The sequence below is a fragment of the Mycobacterium marinum genome, assembly GCF_003391395.1.
GTDB lineage: Bacteria > Actinomycetota > Actinomycetes > Mycobacteriales > Mycobacteriaceae > Mycobacterium > Mycobacterium marinum.
The window spans coordinates 1,487,033-1,503,590 of sequence record NZ_CP024190.1 but is presented as its reverse complement, the minus strand read 5'-3'; the positions used below and the strand labels follow the sequence as shown (position 1 = coordinate 1,503,590).

Annotated in this window: 16 protein-coding genes; 5 read left to right on the top strand and 11 right to left on the bottom strand. The window is 65.4% G+C overall.

Annotated features, from left to right (window positions below; all coding sequences use genetic code 11):
• Window positions 1-117 precede the first annotated feature (117 nt).
• From ahcY to CCUG20998_RS06245, 6 genes are all read right to left on the bottom strand, one after another.
• A complete protein-coding gene (gene ahcY, locus CCUG20998_RS06270) occupies window positions 118-1,596 on the bottom strand; it encodes an adenosylhomocysteinase (RefSeq protein ID WP_012393163.1) in 1,479 nt (492 codons plus the stop codon).
• Window positions 1,597-1,700: 104 nt separating this feature from the next.
• Window positions 1,701-2,306 carry a TetR family transcriptional regulator AlkX gene (gene alkX, locus CCUG20998_RS06265; protein WP_020732140.1) on the bottom strand — a complete coding sequence of 202 codons (606 nt, stop codon included), beginning with the start codon at window positions 2,304-2,306 and terminating at the stop codon, window positions 1,701-1,703.
• A gap of 41 nt (window positions 2,307-2,347) precedes the next feature.
• Window positions 2,348-2,530: a rubredoxin gene (locus CCUG20998_RS06260; RefSeq protein ID WP_011740541.1), complete on the bottom strand. Its 183-nt coding sequence runs from the start codon at window positions 2,528-2,530 to the stop codon at window positions 2,348-2,350.
• Window positions 2,531-2,701 carry a rubredoxin gene (locus tag CCUG20998_RS06255; protein ID WP_011740542.1) on the bottom strand — a complete coding sequence of 57 codons (171 nt, stop codon included), beginning with the start codon at window positions 2,699-2,701 and terminating at the stop codon, window positions 2,531-2,533.
• Window positions 2,701-3,951 (bottom strand): alkane 1-monooxygenase, encoded by a 1,251-nt coding sequence (locus tag CCUG20998_RS06250; RefSeq protein WP_012393161.1) that lies wholly within the window; start codon window positions 3,949-3,951, stop codon window positions 2,701-2,703. The genes CCUG20998_RS06255 and CCUG20998_RS06250 overlap by 1 nt, the downstream gene beginning before the upstream one ends.
• Before the next feature lie 110 nt (window positions 3,952-4,061).
• Complete coding sequence (locus CCUG20998_RS06245; RefSeq protein WP_036457382.1) at window positions 4,062-5,546, bottom strand: APC family permease; 1,485 nt, start codon at window positions 5,544-5,546, stop codon at window positions 4,062-4,064.
• Between the two features lie 56 nt (window positions 5,547-5,602).
• Here CCUG20998_RS06245 and CCUG20998_RS06240 point away from each other — a divergent pair, with 56 nt between their 5' ends.
• A complete protein-coding gene (locus tag CCUG20998_RS06240) occupies window positions 5,603-6,997 on the top strand; it encodes an FAD-dependent oxidoreductase (RefSeq protein WP_036457381.1) in 1,395 nt (464 codons plus the stop codon).
• Between the two features lie 66 nt (window positions 6,998-7,063).
• Window positions 7,064-8,446, top strand: coding sequence for an FAD-dependent oxidoreductase (locus tag CCUG20998_RS06235; protein WP_099052692.1), 1,383 nt, complete (start codon window positions 7,064-7,066; stop codon window positions 8,444-8,446).
• Here the strand turns inward: CCUG20998_RS06235 and manA are convergent.
• The 4 genes from manA to CCUG20998_RS06215 form a co-directional block, all read right to left on the bottom strand.
• Window positions 8,424-9,650 carry a mannose-6-phosphate isomerase, class I gene (gene manA / locus CCUG20998_RS06230; protein WP_012393157.1) on the bottom strand — a complete coding sequence of 409 codons (1,227 nt, stop codon included), beginning with the start codon at window positions 9,648-9,650 and terminating at the stop codon, window positions 8,424-8,426. The two genes, CCUG20998_RS06235 and manA, sit on opposite strands and share 23 nt — an antisense overlap.
• A 7-nt stretch (window positions 9,651-9,657) precedes the next feature.
• The gene (locus CCUG20998_RS06225; protein ID WP_020732136.1) at window positions 9,658-10,767 is read right to left on the bottom strand and encodes a hypothetical protein; all 1,110 of its coding nucleotides are present in this window, start codon (window positions 10,765-10,767) and stop codon (window positions 9,658-9,660) included.
• Complete coding sequence (locus CCUG20998_RS06220) at window positions 10,764-12,164, bottom strand: phosphomannomutase/phosphoglucomutase (RefSeq protein WP_020732135.1); 1,401 nt, start codon at window positions 12,162-12,164, stop codon at window positions 10,764-10,766. The genes CCUG20998_RS06225 and CCUG20998_RS06220 overlap by 4 nt, the downstream gene beginning before the upstream one ends.
• 146 nt (window positions 12,165-12,310) lie before the next feature.
• The gene (locus CCUG20998_RS06215; protein WP_181005660.1) at window positions 12,311-12,757 is read right to left on the bottom strand and encodes a DUF3499 domain-containing protein; all 447 of its coding nucleotides are present in this window, start codon (window positions 12,755-12,757) and stop codon (window positions 12,311-12,313) included.
• Between the two features lie 173 nt (window positions 12,758-12,930).
• On the opposite strand from CCUG20998_RS06215, the gene CCUG20998_RS06210 reads away from it, so the two are divergent.
• Entirely contained in the window at window positions 12,931-13,353 is a 423-nt protein-coding gene (locus tag CCUG20998_RS06210) for a metallopeptidase family protein (protein ID WP_020727278.1), read from the top strand.
• A 65-nt stretch (window positions 13,354-13,418) separates the two neighbouring features.
• Here CCUG20998_RS06210 and CCUG20998_RS06205 read toward each other — a convergent pair whose 3' ends face one another.
• Complete coding sequence (locus tag CCUG20998_RS06205) at window positions 13,419-13,775, bottom strand: WhiB family transcriptional regulator (protein ID WP_020732132.1); 357 nt, start codon at window positions 13,773-13,775, stop codon at window positions 13,419-13,421.
• Between the two features lie 419 nt (window positions 13,776-14,194).
• On the opposite strand from CCUG20998_RS06205, the gene cofD reads away from it, so the two are divergent.
• Complete coding sequence (gene cofD / locus CCUG20998_RS06195; RefSeq protein WP_020732131.1) at window positions 14,195-15,184, top strand: 2-phospho-L-lactate transferase; 990 nt, start codon at window positions 14,195-14,197, stop codon at window positions 15,182-15,184.
• A complete protein-coding gene (locus CCUG20998_RS06190; protein WP_020732130.1) occupies window positions 15,181-16,545 on the top strand; it encodes a coenzyme F420-0:L-glutamate ligase in 1,365 nt (454 codons plus the stop codon). The genes cofD and CCUG20998_RS06190 overlap by 4 nt, the downstream gene beginning before the upstream one ends.
• The last annotated feature ends 13 nt before the right edge of the window (window positions 16,546-16,558 follow it).

The following is a 16,558-nucleotide window of genomic DNA, read 5'->3' as shown; positions in this document are numbered from 1 at the left end:
CGACCGCCTAACGGTCGAAGCCACAACAGCGCGATTGCAGCGGGCACTTGCCGTACCCGCCAAAAGCGGAAGCCACGCGGGCAGCGGTGCAGCTACCAGCGTGGCTTCCGTTGAGTGTCAGTAGCGGTAGTGGTCGGGCTTGTAGGGGCCTTCGACGTCCACGCCGAGGTATTCGGCCTGGTCCTTGGTGAGCTTGGTCAGGCGACCGCCAAGGGCTTCGACGTGGATGCGCGCCACCTTCTCGTCGAGGTGCTTGGGCAGCCGGTAGACCTCGTTGTCGTATTCGTCGTTCTTGGTCCACAGCTCGATCTGGGCGATCGTCTGGTTGGCGAAGCTGTTGCTCATCACGAAGGAGGGGTGCCCGGTGGCGTTGCCCAGGTTCAGCAGACGGCCCTCGGACAGCACGATGATCGAGCGACCGGTGTCGCCGAAGGTCCACAGATCGACCTGCGGCTTGATGTTGGTGCGCGTGGCTCCGGAACGCTCCAGGCCGGCCATGTCGATCTCGTTGTCGAAGTGGCCGATGTTGCCCAGGATCGAATGATCCTTCATCGCCTTGATGTGCTCGAGCATGATGATGTCTTTGTTACCGGTCGATGTGACGACGATGTCGGCGTCGCCGATGGCGTCCTCGACGGTAACCACGTCGAAGCCCTCCATCATGGCCTGCAACGCGTTGATCGGGTCGATCTCGGTGACCGAGACGCGGGCACCCTGGCCCTTCATCGCCTCCGCACAACCCTTGCCGACGTCACCGTAACCACAGATCAACACCTTCTTGCCACCGATCAGCGCATCGGTGCCGCGGTTGATGCCGTCGATCAACGAGTGCCGGGTGCCGTACTTGTTGTCGAACTTGGACTTGGTGACCGAGTCGTTGACGTTGATCGCCGGGAAGGCCAGATCCCCGGCCGCGGCGAATTGGTAAAGCCGCAGCACGCCGGTGGTGGTCTCCTCGGTGACGCCCTTGACCGACTCCGCGATCTTGGTCCACTTGCCCTTGTCGGTCTCGAAGCGGCTGCGCAGCAGGCCCAGGAAGACCTTCCACTCGGCCGAGTCGTCTTCCTCGGCCGGAGGCACCACACCGGCCTTCTCGTACTGCATCCCGCGCAGCACCAGCATGGTGGCATCGCCACCGTCGTCGAGGATCATGTTCGCCGGCTTGTCCGAGTCGGGCCACGTCAGCATCTGCTCGGCGCACCACCAGTACTCTTCAAGCGATTCGCCCTTCCAGGCGAACACCGGGACGCCCTTGGGCTCCTCGGGGGTGCCATGCGGGCCGACGACAACGGCGGCCGCCGCATGGTCTTGGGTCGAGAAGATGTTGCATGACGCCCAACGAACTTCGGCGCCTAGCGCGGTGAGGGTTTCAATCAACACCGCGGTCTGGACGGTCATGTGCAGCGAACCCGAGATACGGGCACCTTTGAGAGGTTGCACCTCGGCGTACTCGCGGCGCAGCGACATCAGGCCGGGCATCTCGTGCTCAGCGATCCGCAGTTCTTTGCGCCCGAAATCCGCTAGCGACAAATCGGCAATCTTGAAATCGATGCCGTTCTTCGTGTCGGCAGATAGCGAAGTTTCGGTAGTCGTCATACGGGTTACATCCTTACTTAGGGGACCTATGAAAAACTGAGCAGACTACTTTGGCTATAAATGCTCTCGCGCCACTGTATCCCTCGGCCCCCAAGCCGCGCAGGTCAGGGGACGTTAATCACACCATGACGCTCGGCGAACGGGGTCATCAGCCTAGCCAGATCCGCCGCCACATTGTGGTCGGCCTCCGGCGGCATCGACACATAACTCAACGACAGACGTACGATCGCCCGCGCCAGCACATTGGCGTCGTCGTCGCTGGTCGCCACCCAGGTCTGGGTGAAGGCCGTCGCCAGTCGAGCCGAGGCACGCGTGATGATCGGCGCGCTGTCGGTGGTGATGAGCTGTAGCAGGTCGGGCTTGGCCACCCCGGTCAGCAGCGAGATCACCAGCGGGTCGGCCGCCGACTCACCGAAGAATGACCGAAAGCCCTGCAGGAACGCCTCGTAGATGTTGCCGACGTTGGCGTCCAGGGCGGCATGCACCTTGTCGACCAGGCGGTCGGCCAGACGCAATGCGTAGCCCTGGGCAAGGCCTTGCCGCGAGCCGAACTCGTTGTAGATGGTCTGGCGGCTGATGCCCGCGGACCGGGCAACGTCGGACAAGGTGATCGCCGACCAGTCGCGGGTCAACAGCAGATCACGCATGGCATCCAGGACCGAATCACGCAGCAGGACGCGGGAGGCTTCGGCGTAGGGAACGCGCTTCACAGGGCCGACGATATCTCTTTTGGCGAAGGAGTTGGTGTCGATCACGGTCGAGCCACCTCCACCATCACGAAGTCCGCCTTTGCCGCACCGCAGTCGGGGCAACTCCAGTCCTCCGGGATGTCGTCCCATCTGGTGCCGGGTGCGATACCGTCTTCCGGCCAGCCCAACGCTTCGTCGTACTCGAAGCCGCATTGGACGCACTGATACAACTTGTAGTCACTCACTTACTTGCCTCCCATCCTTTCGAAATCAACTTTCTCGCGCACTGAGCAGTCCGGACAGCACCAGTCGTCGGGAATCTGGTCCCACCGGGTGCCGGCCGGAAACCCTTCCCGCGGATCGCCTTTGCCCTCGTCATAGGTGTAATCGCAGACGGGACACCGGTAGGCGGTCATCACCCGATGCCTTGGTGCGAAGCCCCGTAGCGGGCCAGCATCTTGTCCCGCACCCGGGGGTGCAGGTTGACCTTGGTGATGTCACCGCCGTAGTGCTCGAGCACACGGTGGTCCATCACTTTGCGCCACAGCGGCGGGAAGTAGGTGAGCGAGATCATCGACGCGTACCCGCTGGGCAGGTTGGGAGCGCCGTCCATGCTGCGCAGCGTTTGGTACCGACGGGTGGGGTTGGCGTGGTGGTCGCTGTGTCGCTGCAGGTGGTAGAGGAACAGGTTGGTGACGATGTGGTCGGAGTTCCAGCTGTGCACCGGCGCGCAACGCTCATAACGGCCGTTGGAGGTCGGCTGCCGCAGCAGCCCGTAGTGCTCGAGGTAGTTGACCGCTTCCAGCAGGCAGAAGCCGAACACCGCCTGGATGATCACGAAGGGAATCAGCCCCAGCCCGAAGACCGCGATCAGCACGCCCCACAGCAGCACTGACATCGCCCAGGCGTTGAGCACGTCGTTGGACGGATAGGTCTTGGGGTTCCAGGGGCTGCGCCCCTGCCGGCGCAGCCGTTGTGCCTCCAGCCCGATCGCCGAACGGAGGCTGCCGAAAACGGTGCGGGGCAGAAATTCCCAGAAGGTCTCCCCGAAGCGCGCCGATGCCGGGTCTTCCGGTGTGGAGACGCGCACGTGGTGGCCCCGGTTGTGCTCGATGTAGAAGTGGCCGTAGCCGGTCTGCGCCAGGGTGATCTTGGACAGCCAGCGTTCCAGCGAATCCTTCTTGTGCCCCATCTCGTGGGCGGTGTTGATGCCGACGCCGCCGAGAACCCCGACCGACAACGCCACACCGATCTTCCCCAACCAGTTCAAGCCGCCGTCAAAACCAAGCCAGCCGAGGTCCGAGGCGGTGAACAGGTAGGCCCCCAGCACCACGCTGAGGTACTGGAACGGGATGTAGATGTAGGTGCAGTAGCGGTAGTACTTGTCGTTTTCCAGCCGCTCCATCACCTCGTCCGGCGGGTTCTGCCCGTCGGGCCCGAACCCCAGGTCGAGCAGCGGCAGCAGGATGTAGACGAGCATGGGGCCCACCCACAGGGGCACCTGGGCGGCGAGGTGCCAGCCAAAGTGATTCAGCCCCCAGACGATCGGCAAGACCACGAACAGCGCGGTGGGGGCGATGAGCCCCATGAGCCAGAGATAGCGCTTCTTGTCTCGCCATTCGGTTTCCGGCGCATCAGGTACGTCGGACCTGAACTGTGTGGTCATATGCCAAACCTCCTCGTGAGTCACACCACGTAGGTTTGGACAATACGCACCTATTCGTCAGCTGTCTAGACACAGCTGCCTATTTTGTCCAGTTAATTATCAAACGATTATTATTTGTCCATCGCGGCTTCGGCCAGCTGCCGACGACCCACCATCGAGTGCTTGCGCCCGTACCCGACGTAGATCACGGTGCCCACCAACAACCAGACGCCGAATCGGATCCATGTCAGGGCCGTCAGGTTCAGCATCAACCAAAGGCACGCGCAGAGCGAGGCGATGGGCAGCACTGGCACCCAGGGCGCGCGGAACCCACGCTCCAGGTCAGGCCGTTTCTTGCGCAATACGATCACGCCGGCCGAAACGAGGACGAACGCAAACAGCGTGCCGACGTTGACCATCTCTTCAAGCTTGGTGATCGGGAACACCGATGCCGTCGCACCCACCACCACCGCCACCAGCACGGTGATCCGAACCGGGGTGCCGCGTGCCCCGGTCTTGGCCAACTGGCGCGGCAGCAGTCCGTCGCGCGCCATCGCGAACAACACCCGGCACTGCCCCAACATCAGCACCATCACCACGGTGGTCAATCCGGCCAGCGCACCCACCGAGATGATGCCGCTGGCCCAATACACACCGTTGGCCTTGAATGCCGTGGCCAAGTTCGCGTGTCCGCCGCCGGAGACCGTGCGTAGCTGGGTATAGGAGACCATTCCGGACAATACGATCGAAACGGCCACGTACAGCAGGGTGACAACACCGAGCGACACCAGAATTCCCCGCGGGACATCGCGTTGGGGATGTTTGGTCTCCTCTGCCATGGTGGCCACGATGTCGAAACCGATGAACGCGAAGAAGACGATCGAGGCCCCGGCCAACACGCCATACCAGCCGTAATGACTGCCCGGAGCACCGGTAAGCAGTGACAGCAAAGACTGATCGGCGCCTCTGCCCTGTGGCCCGGCTTCGGGTTCAGGAATGAACGGCGAATAGTTGGCGGCCTTGACGTAGAACGCCCCGACCACCACGACCAAGATCACGACCGCCACCTTGATGGTGGTGACCACGGCGGAAAACCTCGAGGACAATTTGGTGCCGTAGGCAACCAGCAGCGACACGATGGAAACGATCAGCAACGCACCCCAGTCGAGGCGTATCGATCCGAAATCGGCGGTGCCACCGGAGAATCCGAATACGGTGCCGAGGTAGCTGGACCAGCCCTTGGCGACCACCGCCGCGCCGATGGCCAATTCCAGCACCAGGTTCCAGCCGATCACCCACGCCAAAAACTCACCGAAAGTGGCGTAGGAGAACGTATAAGCGCTCCCCGCCACCGGCAGCGTCGAGGCGAATTCGGCATAGCACAGGGCCGCCAGCGCGCAGGTGCCCGCGGCGATCAGAAACGATATCCAGATGGCCGGGCCGGTGATGTCACCCGCGGTCGACGCCGTAACCGTGAAAATACCCGCCCCGATCACCACCGAGACACCAAAGACCACCAAATCACGCCAGGTGAGGTCCTTGCGCAGCCGTGTCTCCGGCTCGTCGGTGTCGGCGATTGACTGTTCTACCGACTTCGTGCGCAAACGACCGGCCATCAATTTGTCCCTCTCATCAACGGATGTGAACGCACAGTACTGGGTACGCTTCCGGGATGGGCGCGAGCGTAGAGAAGCGCGCCGTAAATCCCGCCGAACACGCGACCGTAATCGGCGCCAGTATCGGTGGTTTGTGCGCCGCGCGGGTGCTATCCGATTTCTATTCCAAGGTCATTGTCTGCGAACGCGACGACTTACCGAGCACGCCATCCGGGCGCGGCACGGTTCCTCAGGACCAGCACCTACACCTGCTGATGGCCCGCGGCGCGGCGGAGTTGGACACCCTGTTTCCGGGACTGCTGACCGACCTGGTGGCCGCGGGGGTGCCCATCCTCGACAACCGTCCGGATTGCATCCATCTCGGTGCCGCGGGCCATGTCCTGGGCACCGGCGCAAAGCTGCGCAAGCAATACACCGCCTATCTGCCGAGCCGGCCGCACCTGGAATGGCAGCTGCGACGACGGGTGCTTGCCCTCGGCAACGTCGAAATCCGGCAGCGCAAGGTTCGTGAGCCGCACTTCGATCCGGTACGCCAGCGGGTTACCGGACTGCTGCTCGATGACCACGACGGCGGTCCAGAACTGATCGCCAGCGGCCTGGTAATCGACGCGGCCGGACGCGGCACCCGGTTGCCGGTGTGGTTGACCCAATGGGGATATCAGCGCCCACCGGAGGAAACCGTGGACATCGGCATCAACTACGCCAGCCAGCGGCTCCGTATCCCGGACGGCCTGATGCGGGAAAAGATCGTGGTCACCGGTGTCGGACCAGGACAATCACTGGGGTTGGGCATGTTGTGCAACGAGGACGGCAGCTGGATCTTGACGACCTTCGGGGTGGCCAAGGTCAAGCCGCCCTCGACGTTCGGCGAGATGCGCGAACTCGCCTACCGGCTGCTCCCCAGCAGATTCGTTGCCGCGCTGGCGGCGGCCGGACCCATCGGCGAACCGGTGTTTCACGCATTTCCGGCCAGCAGGTGGCGCCGCTACGACAAGCTGAGCCGCTTCCCGGCCGGAATCGTGGCGTTGGGGGATGCGGTGGCCAGCTTCAACCCCACCTTCGGGCAGGGCATGACCATGGCGTCGCTGCAAGCCGGTCATCTGCGCCGGGCCCTGCAATCCCACCCCGCCGAACCGGCGAACGAATTCAACCGGGCGACCGCCAAGACCATCCGACCGGTGTGGACGATGAACGCACTCACCGACCTTTGCTTCCAACACGCCGAGGGGCGGATGCCGCGGTGGTACCGGCCGGTCGGGGGGCTCTACGACCAATTCCTCGGTGCCGCCGAAACCGATCCCGTTCTCGCCGAATGGTTCTTGCGCCGGATCTCGCTGCTCGACAGTCTCTACATGGTGCCGTCGCCACTGATCATCGGCCGCGCCGTCGCACACAACGCGCGGATGTGGCTTCGGCAGCGCCGGCCGAAACCATCGGCCACATCACGGTAGTTACGGCATGGCAATGGGTACCCTGCGCAGATGAGGGGGACCTTGAGCACTTCGAATAACCATGCGCTGGTCATCGGGGCAAGCATCGCGGGGCTCTGCGCGGCACGGGTGCTCTCGGATTTTTTCCACCGAGTGACTCTCATCGAGCGCGACGAGTTACCCAGCGCGCCACACGGTCGTGCGACCGTTCCGCAGGACCGCCACCTGCACATGTTGATGGCCCGTGGGGCAAACGAATTCGAGAACCTGTTCCCCGGCCTGCTGACCGACATGGTGGCCGCGGGCGTGCCCATGTTGGAGAACCGGCCGGACTGCATCTACTTCGCCGCCGCGGGCCACGCCCTGGGCACGGGTCACACCCTGCGCAAAGAATTCACCGCCTACGTACCCAGTCGGCCACATCTGGAGTGGCAGCTGCGCCGGCGAGTGCTCGAACTCGACAACGTCGAAATCGTGCGGGGGCTTGTCATCGAGCCCCGTTTCGAACCGACGACCCAGACAGTGTGCGGGGTGCTGGTCGCACCCCCCGACGACGATGGTGCTGAGCCACAGTTTCTGGCCGCCGACCTCGTGGTCGACGCGGCAGGCCGGGGTACCCGCCTACCGGTTTGGTTGAGCAAGTGGGGGTATCAGCGCCCCGCCGAACAAAGCATGGACATCGGCATCAACTACGCGAGTCAACAGCTACGCATCCCCGACGGCCTGATCCAGGAAAAAGTGGTGGTAGCCGGTGTCGCACATGACCGCTCGCTTGGGCTTGGGATGCTGTGCTACGAGGACGGCACCTGGGTCATGACCACCTTCGGAGTCGCCGGCGCCAAGCCACCGCCGACCTTCGGCGAGATGCGCGCGCTCGCCGAGCGGCTGCTCCCGGCCCGATTCAACGCCGCGCTGGCACAGTCCGAACCCATCGGGGCCCCGATGTTTCACGCCTTCCCCGCCAGCAAGTGGCGCCGCTACGACAACCTGGACCGCTTCCCGGCCGGGATAGTGCCGTTCGGTGACGCGGTGGCCAGTTTCAATCCCACCTTCGGGCAGGGCATGACGATGACATCGCTACAAGCCGGTCATCTGCGCCGTGCGCTGCAATCCCCGCACGGTGACCTGGCCACCCAACTGAATCGGGCCACCGCCAAAACGACCTACCCGGTGTGGACGATGAACGCTATCGGCGACATCAGCTTCCACCATGGCCTCACGCAGTCGCCACCGGCCTGGTGGCGGCCGGCCGGGGCCCTGTTCGATCAGTTCCTCGGGGCCGCCGAAACCGATCCCGTTCTCGCCGAATGGTTTCTGCGCAGGTTCTCATTGCTGGACAGCCTCTACATCGTCCCGCCACCGCGGCTGATCGGTCGCACCATCGCCCACAATGTAGGACTGTGGTTGCGCGAACGGCGGCAATCGGCCAGCAGCCGCGGCCGAACCCTCACAGCCCCACGGTCGCCCTGAACAGCTTGGTGGGCTCCTGGGCAAGCAACCGGATCGGGCCGTCGTCAGCCGCCACCCAAGCGGCATTACCGTGTTCGAGCGTCAGCGACTGAGACTTCCCATGCACCACCGTGGAACCCTCGGTGCACAACAAGATCTGCGGTCCCTCGTGGCTCGAGGATGCGTCGATCTCATGGCCGAGGTAGTCGCCGTCGAGCACCAGCAGCGCGACCGCGAACTCGTCGGTCGGGGTTTCATACACCAGTTCCGGGCCTTCCCGGCGAACCGGCGGCCGCAGGTCGGAAGCGGCAGTCGGAGCGAAGTCGAGCACCCGCAGCAGTTCGGGGACATCCACGTGCTTCGGAGTCAGTCCGCCGCGTAATACGTTGTCGGAGTTGGCCATTACCTCAAGCGCAAAACCGCGAAGGTACGCATGCAGATTGCCGGCCGGCAAGAAGATGGCCTCCCCGGGGGCCAGGCTGATGCGGTTGAGCAGCAACGCCGCCAGCACTCCGGCGTCACCGGGATAACGCTCACCGAGTTCGAGCACCGTCTTGGCTTCGGCAACGAATTCTGTCGCACCGGAGCTGACGTAGTGGATGGCGCCGTCGAGCACGGCCGGCACCAGCACGTCGATGTCGGGCTGGGGAGCGGTGATCCAAGTGGTGAACAGGGCACGCAGGCCATCGGCGTCGGACTGGTCAAAGAGCAAGTCGATAAACGGGTCGAGATCCGACACCGCCAGCGCCTGCAGGAGTTCGCGGGTACGGGCCGCCTGACGGAATCCGGCCAACGCCTCAAAGGGCTGCAACGCCACCAGCAGTTCCGGCTTGTGGCTGGTGTCGCGGTAGTTGCGCACGGGTGAGGACACCGGGATGCCCATTCGTTCCTCACGCAGATATCCCTCGACGGCTTGCTCGGCACTCGGGTGGGCCTGCAGCGACAGCGGTTCGTCGGCGGCCAGCACCTTGACCAGAAACGGGAGCACGTCACCGAACCGGGCTCGTGCGCCGGGCCCAAGCTGTCCCTCCGGATCTGCGGACAGCGTCTCGAGCAGCGAGCTCTCGCCGCCATCGGTCTCCAGCCAGGCCGGGTCGCCGGGGTGCGCGCCGAACCAGAGTTCGGCCTCAGGATGAGCGGCGGGTACCGGCCGACCGGTGAACTCGGCGATGGCGGTGCGCGATCCCCACGCGTATGTCCGTAACGCTCCGCGTAGTAGTTCCACCTTCTACCTATCCCCGCACGAGTCGCAAATACACCGCAGCCATCTCCAGGCGAACGGCCAATACTGCCAGTTGTTGTTCGGCACGGGGTGCGGCGGTCGGAGCCGGCGCACGGTCCGAGCCGGCGGGCCCGCCTGGTCCCCCTGGAACCTGTGCCGCATCCTCGGCCGCAATCAGGTCGATGTTGTCGATCCCGGCGACCCGCGCGCCGACCACTGTGCGCTCGGCGGCCAGCGTCAGTGCCAGCACTCGCATCTGCTCCGACCGCGGGCCGTCTATCTCCTCGTCGTGGAACAACGCGTCCACACCGGCGTCGTACCCGGAAGCCGCCCCGGCACGCAGCGCGACAACCGCGTCGGCCAGCCAGGTGGCAGCGGTGACCTGGTGCGCGATCCTCAGCAGCACGGAACTGCCGTGGCGGGCCAGGGCCAATGTCGCGGCACCATCGGCGGCCAGCACAATCCGGCGACCGGAGATGCGCGCGGCAAGTGCCTTGGCCGGGTTGGTGAATACCTCGCGACCGGCGCTGTTGCACAACGTCTCGGCGTCCAGGTCGTCGGCCAGCGCCGCCAGGTCGATGCGCAGCTTGGGATCCACGGTGCGCAGCACGGCCAGCCCCGCGGCCAGGTAGCGGCACAGCCCGAATTCGTCGGGGACCGACAACCGCGGTGCCAGCACCGCGGCCCGACCCGCCGCGCAATCGCGCAGTGGCCCCTCGTTGGGGGCCGCGACCACAACCCGCGCACCTCGACGCACTCCCATCGCGGCCGCCCCCACCAGCGCGGGATCTCCGGGGTCGTCGCCGGCGACGACCATCACGTCGAGCGGGCCCACCCACGGCGGCGCCTCAGTGGCGATCGTGATCGGCGCACCAACCGTCGCCCCCAGCGTTGCGGCGAGCACGTCCCCGGCGGCCTGGGCGGTGCCCCGGCCGGCCACCCAGATAACCGTACGTGGTCGGTCATCGATGTTCAGTGAGTCCAGTTCGCCTTCGTCGGACGCGGCAGCGATGGCGCGCACCTGCGCGCCGGCCGTCGATGCGGCCCGCAACAGGCCGTCTCGATCAGCAGCAATCAGGCCATCGGCATCTTCCAGATCGATCGCCTGGGTGGCCTTCACGGTCCCGCCTCTCCCCGGGGTGACTGGGCAACGATTTCCGCGCTGACCTGTTGGACCACCGCGTCGACATCCTCGGCGCTGCGGGCTTCCACATTGAGCCGCAGCAGCGGCTCGGTGTTAGAGCTGCGCAGGTTGAACCAGCTGTCGTCACCCAAATCCACCGTCACCCCATCCAGGTGGTCGATGGATACAATCCTGCTACCAAATGACTTCAAGACGCCCTCGACACACGCCGGCGCGTCAGCCACGGTGAAATTGATCTCGCCCGAGGATGCATAGCGCTGATAGTCGGCGGTCAACTCCGACAATGGTCGGCTCTGCTCACCGAGGGCCGCCAGCACGTACAGCGCGGCCAGCATTCCCGAGTCGGCGCCCCAGAAGTCGCGGAAGTAGTAGTGCGCCGAATGCTCCCCGCCGAATATCGCGCCGGTGTCGGCCATCAGGGCCTTGATATAGGAGTGGCCGACCCGCGAACGCAGCGGCGTGCCGCCGCGCTCGACGACCAGCTCGGGCACCGCGCGCGAGGTGATCACGTTGTGGATCACGGTGGCGCCGATCTCCCGACTGAGCTCGCGCGCCGCCACCAGGCTGGTCACCGTCGACGGCGAGACCGGCTCCCCACGCTCGTCCACCACGAAGCAGCGGTCGGCATCCCCGTCGAAGGCCAGCCCGATGTCGGCACCGGTTGCCACCACGAACTTCTGCAGGTCCAGCAGATTCGCCGGGTCCAGCGGGTTGGCTTCATGGTTGGGGAAGGTGCCGTCGAGCTCAAAATACAACGGCAACAGCGTGACCGAATCGATCGCACCGAGCACGGCCGGCGCGGTGTGCCCGGCCATCCCGTTACCGGCGTCCACGGCCACCCGCAGCGGTCGCAGATCCGCGGTGTTGACCAGCGAGCGCAGAAACACCCCGTAGTCCCCGAGCACATCCTTGTCGGCGATTGTTCCGGCGGTCTCGGCCACGGCGATCGCCACCGGATTGACCAGGTCCTCGCGAATGGCGTTGAGCCCGGTGTCCGCACCGACCGGCTTGGCGCCGGCCCGGCACAGCTTGATGCCGTTGTAGGCCGCCGGGTTGTGGCTGGCAGTGAACATCGCGCCCGGACAATCGAGCTGCCCGGCGGCGAAATACAGCTGGTCGGTGGATGCCAGACCGATGCGCACCACGTCGAGGCCTTGCGCGACCACCCCACTGGCGAAGGCCGCGGCCAGCGCCGGCGAGCTGTCGCGCATGTCGTAGCCAATCACCACCTGCCGCGCCCCCTCGCCGCGCATCAACCGCGCGAACGCGGCGCCGATATCGGCGCACAGGGCTTCGGTGATCTCTTCGCCTACCAGCCCTCGGACGTCATAAGCCTTGATGACACGATTGATAACCGCGGCGGGCCAAGACATGGCGGGGGCTCCTGACGACCTAGATTGGTTGGACTCTTGGCCGCCAGCCTATCGGCCCGCCGAATCAGCCGGGGACCCGAACGGTGTCGAGTTGCCGGGGCCGCCGACAGCGACCGACCGGGGCTGGGCCGAAGTCGGGCCCAGAACTAATCGGAGGGGTCGGGCAACACCCTCAGGTGTCCACGGCGCCGGCCGGAGCGATGTTCGGGTGAAGCCAGCACGCCACCGCTCGGCGCGGTGGCATGCGCTCCGGCATGACGCATCACCTGGTCAGAGAATCCGTTGTGTGCCGCACCTGTTGCACCCGCGCAGGATGCATCCGCGGTTGGGCCCTGTTCGCGCACGGCGTCGGCGAGCGCGACCAGGTCATCCTCATCCGGGTGGGTAGGCAGTGGGCCCGCATGGCGCACGAGCTCCCACCCGCGCGGGGCGGTAATTCGGCCAGCGTGACCAACACACAAGTCCCAGGAGTGTGGTTCCCGCGCGGTAGCGAGCGGACCTATTACCGCAGTCGAGTCCGAGTAGACGAACGTCAACGTGGCCACTGCATAGTGCGGACACCCGGGCCGGCAGCAGCGACGGGGTACGTTCACGAGGCAAAGGCTATCGTGCGGAAACGCCGCCGAAGGGGCGGACACGCGCATCCGCTCTAGCCACGATGTCCAACCGTTACCATCGGCGCGTGAGCGATTACCGCGGCTTCGAGCGAAGCGGTCGGCCCAGCGGCAGGCCCGCGTCGCGCCGAGCCAGACGCCGGGGTCGCGATTTGCGCGGCCCGCTGCTGCCGCCCACGGTGCCCGGCTGGCGCAGCCGCGCCGAGCGCTTCGACATGGCGGTGCTGGAGGCATACGAACCCATCGAGCGTCGTTGGCAAGATCGGTTGTCCGAACTGGACATCGCGGTCGACGAGATCCCCCGCATCGCGGCCAAGGATCCGCACAGTGTGCAGTGGCCGCCCGAAGTGATCGCCGACGGCCCCATTGCGCTTGCCCGGCTGATTCCGGCAGGAGTGGACGTCCGCGGCAACTCCACGCGGGCGCGAATTGTCTTGTTCCGCAAGCCAATAGAGCGACGGGCTAAAGACACCATCGAGCTTGGCGAACTACTGCATGAGATCTTGGTGGCCCAGGTGGCCATTCATTTGGACGTTGAACCCTCGGTCATCGATCCGACCATCGGCGACGACTAGATCGACGGTTGGCCCAGTCGCATCCGCAGTGGATCAGGTCTGGACCCCATCCGACTCAGCTCTGATCAGACGATGCCGCGCTTGAGGCGGCGGCGTTCGCGCTCGGACAGGCCGCCCCAGATGCCGAAGCGTTCGTCGTGGGCCAGTGCGTACTCCAGGCACTCGTGCCGCACCTCGCAGCCCAGACAAATCTTCTTGGCCTCCCGGGTGGAGCCACCCTTCTCCGGGAAGAAAGCCTCGGGATCGGTTTGCGCGCAAAGGGCGCGGTCCTGCCACTGGTCGGCGGGCGGGTCTACCGGCTCCGGCAGCGGTTCAGGCTCGAATGCGGCAGACGCATCGGGAACCAAACTCAAATGCGGCCGGGCAATTTCCATCGGCGACACCGTCACCGAACCGGCCGTGGTGTGCGGTGTGCCTCCCATTACGCCCCGAAGGTGCTCATAGGGCATGCCTCCGCCTCCTCACCTAATAGATAATGAATGGTTTCCCACTGTTTTGATGTACAGCCAACCCAATTCGAACTAGTGATCGAATCTCGGTCTGCGACACCGAAACCGGCCGGCCAACCGGGAAATGACACTGATGTGATTAGACACGGGTTGGGCAGCCTGGTCAAGCACTACGGCGCATTTCCATATCATCTCGTGATGAAAATTCGGCGTTTCTGTTTCAGTTGCGGTCCCGGCGTGTCGAATGGAACTCGTCACAGTACTTGCCGAAAGTCCTTCCTGGCTCGGTCACGGGTCGGTCACGATGTGCGGCGACAGACTACCCGCCCGACTAACCCCGCGTGCCTGACCCCGCCCGACCCTGCCTTAGCCAACAGGTACTGTCCTGCGTTGTGAAGCTCACCGTTCTCGTCGGCGGAGTGGGCGGCGCCCGCTTCCTACTCGGGGCGCAGCGTCTGCTCGGCCTGGGCCAGTTTGCCACACCCGACGACAACGCGCGCCACGAACTGACCGCAGTGGTCAACATCGGCGATGACGCCTGGATCCACGGGCTGCGCATCTGCCCAGACCTGGACACCTGCATGTACACCCTCGGCGGCGGCGTGGACCCCCAGCGCGGCTGGGGCCATCGAGACGAAACCTGGCATGCCAAAGAGGAACTCGCACGTTACGGCGTCCAGCCCGACTGGTTCCAGCTGGGTGATCGAGACCTGGCAACCCATTTGGTGCGCACCCAGATGCTGCGGGCCGGCTACCCGCTGGCACAGATCACCACGGCACTGTGCGATCGCTGGCAACCGGGCGCGACGTTGCTACCGGTGAGCAACGATCGTTGCGAGACACACGTTGTGGTCACCGATCCGGCCGACCAGGCGCAGCGCGCGATCCATTTCCAGGAATGGTGGGTGCGCTATCGCGCTGAACTGCCAACGCACAGCTTTGCCTTCATCGGCACCGAAACAGCTAGCGCCACAACAGAAGTCGCGGCAGCGATTGCCGACGCAGATGTCGTCATGCTGGCGCCGTCGAACCCGGTGGTCAGCATCGGGGCCATCCTTGCGGTTCCCGGCATCCGCGCCGCGCTGCGGGCCACCCGCGCCCCGATCATCGGCTACTCCCCCATCATCGCCGGAAAGCCGGTGCGCGGCATGGCCGATGCCTGCCTTTCGGTGATCGGTGTGGACACCACCGCGGAGGCGGTCGGCCGGCACTACGGCGCCCGCGCCGCCACCGGTGTACTCGACTACTGGCTGGTCGCCGAGGGCGATCAGGCCGAAATCGACTCAGTCACGGTGCGATCGATACCGCTGCTGATGAGTGACCCGGAAGCGACGGCACAGATGGTGCGGGCCGGTCTCGAGCTTGCAGGCGTGACGGTGTGAGCGGTCCTGCGCTACCGCCGACGGGCGAACACGGCACGGCATCGGCTATCGAGATCTTGCCGGTCGAGGACCTGCCCGAATTCCGCCCCGGTGATGAGCTCAGCACGGCCATCGCCACGGCCGCACCGTGGTTGCGCGACGGCGACGTAGTCGTGGTCACCAGCAAAGTGGTGTCCAAGTGCGAGGGCCGGTTGGTGACCGCACCTGCCGATGAAGAAGCCCGAGATCAGCTGCGCCGCAAGTTGGTCGACGACGAAGCGGTGCGGGTACTCGCGCGCAAGGGCCGCACCCTGATCACCGAGAGCCGGCTCGGACTGGTCCAGGCTGCCGCCGGCGTGGACGGCTCCAACGTGGATCGATCTGAATTGGCATTGCTGCCAGTCGATCCCGACGCCAGTGCGGCGGCTCTGCGTACCGGCCTGCGGGAGCGGCTCGGTGTCACCGTCGCCGTGGTCATTACCGACACCATGGGCCGCGCCTGGCGCAACGGCCAGATCGACGCCGCGGTCGGCGCCGCCGGCGTCTCGGTACTGCACAACTATTCGGGCGCCACCGACCGGCATGGCAACGAGTTGATCGTCACCGAGATCGCGGTCGCCGACGAAATCGCCGCCGCGGCGGATCTGGTCAAGGGCAAACTGACCGCGATGCCAGTGGCCGTGGTGCGCGGGCTGCCGGTGCGCGACGACGGCTCAACCGCCCGGAATCTGGTACGTCCGGGCGAGGAAGACTTGTTCTGGCTGGGCACCGCCGAAGCCATCGAGCTGGGCCACCAACAAGCCCAACTGATGCGCCGGTCGATCCGGCAGTTCGCTGACGAGCCGGTCCCCCCGCAGCTGCTGGAGGCCGCCGTCGCAGAAGCGCTCACCGCTCCGGCGCCACACCACACCCGCCCGGTGCGGTTCGTCTGGCTGCAATCCCATGCCACCCGAATTGCGTTGCTCGACGCCATGAAAGACAAGTGGCGCCACGACCTCGCCGGCGACGGCAGGTCGGCTGATTCGATCGAACGCCGAGTCGCGCGCGGTCAGATTCTCTACGATGCGCCCGAGGTCGTGATTCCGATGCTGGTCCCCGACGGCGCGCACACCTACCCCGACGGGGCCCGCACCCAAGCCGAGCACACTATGTTCACCGTCGCGGTGGGAGCGGCCGTGCAGGCCCTGCTGGTGGCTTTGGCGGTGCGCGGGCTGGGCAGTTGCTGGATCGGCTCCACGATCTTTGCCGCCGACCTGGTGCGCGCACAGTTGCAGCTGCCCGCCGACTGGGAGCCATTGGGCGCCATCGCGATCGGCTACGCGCAGCAGCCGGCCGAGTTACGCGACCCGGTGCACCCCCGGGACCTGCTGATCCGCAAGTGAGCCGACGACTGCG

What these genes read in the sequence shown, in the direction of transcription:
- ahcY (WP_012393163.1), bottom strand. Translation starts at nt 1,596, where the DNA reads ATGACGACTACCGAAACTTCGCTATCTGCCGACACGAAGAACGGCATC.
- CCUG20998_RS06220 (WP_020732135.1), bottom strand. Translation starts at nt 12,164, where the DNA reads ATGTCTTGGCCCGCCGCGGTTATCAATCGTGTCATCAAGGCTTATGAC.
- CCUG20998_RS06250 (WP_012393161.1), bottom strand. Translation starts at nt 3,951, where the DNA reads ATGACCACACAGTTCAGGTCCGACGTACCTGATGCGCCGGAAACCGAA.
- CCUG20998_RS06205 (WP_020732132.1), bottom strand. Translation starts at nt 13,775, where the DNA reads ATGGGAGGCACACCGCACACCACGGCCGGTTCGGTGACGGTGTCGCCG.
- CCUG20998_RS06240 (WP_036457381.1), top strand. Translation starts at nt 5,603, where the DNA reads ATGGGCGCGAGCGTAGAGAAGCGCGCCGTAAATCCCGCCGAACACGCG.
- CCUG20998_RS06245 (WP_036457382.1), bottom strand. Translation starts at nt 5,546, where the DNA reads ATGGCCGGTCGTTTGCGCACGAAGTCGGTAGAACAGTCAATCGCCGAC.
- CCUG20998_RS06255 (WP_011740542.1), bottom strand. Translation starts at nt 2,701, where the DNA reads ATGACCGCCTACCGGTGTCCCGTCTGCGATTACACCTATGACGAGGGC.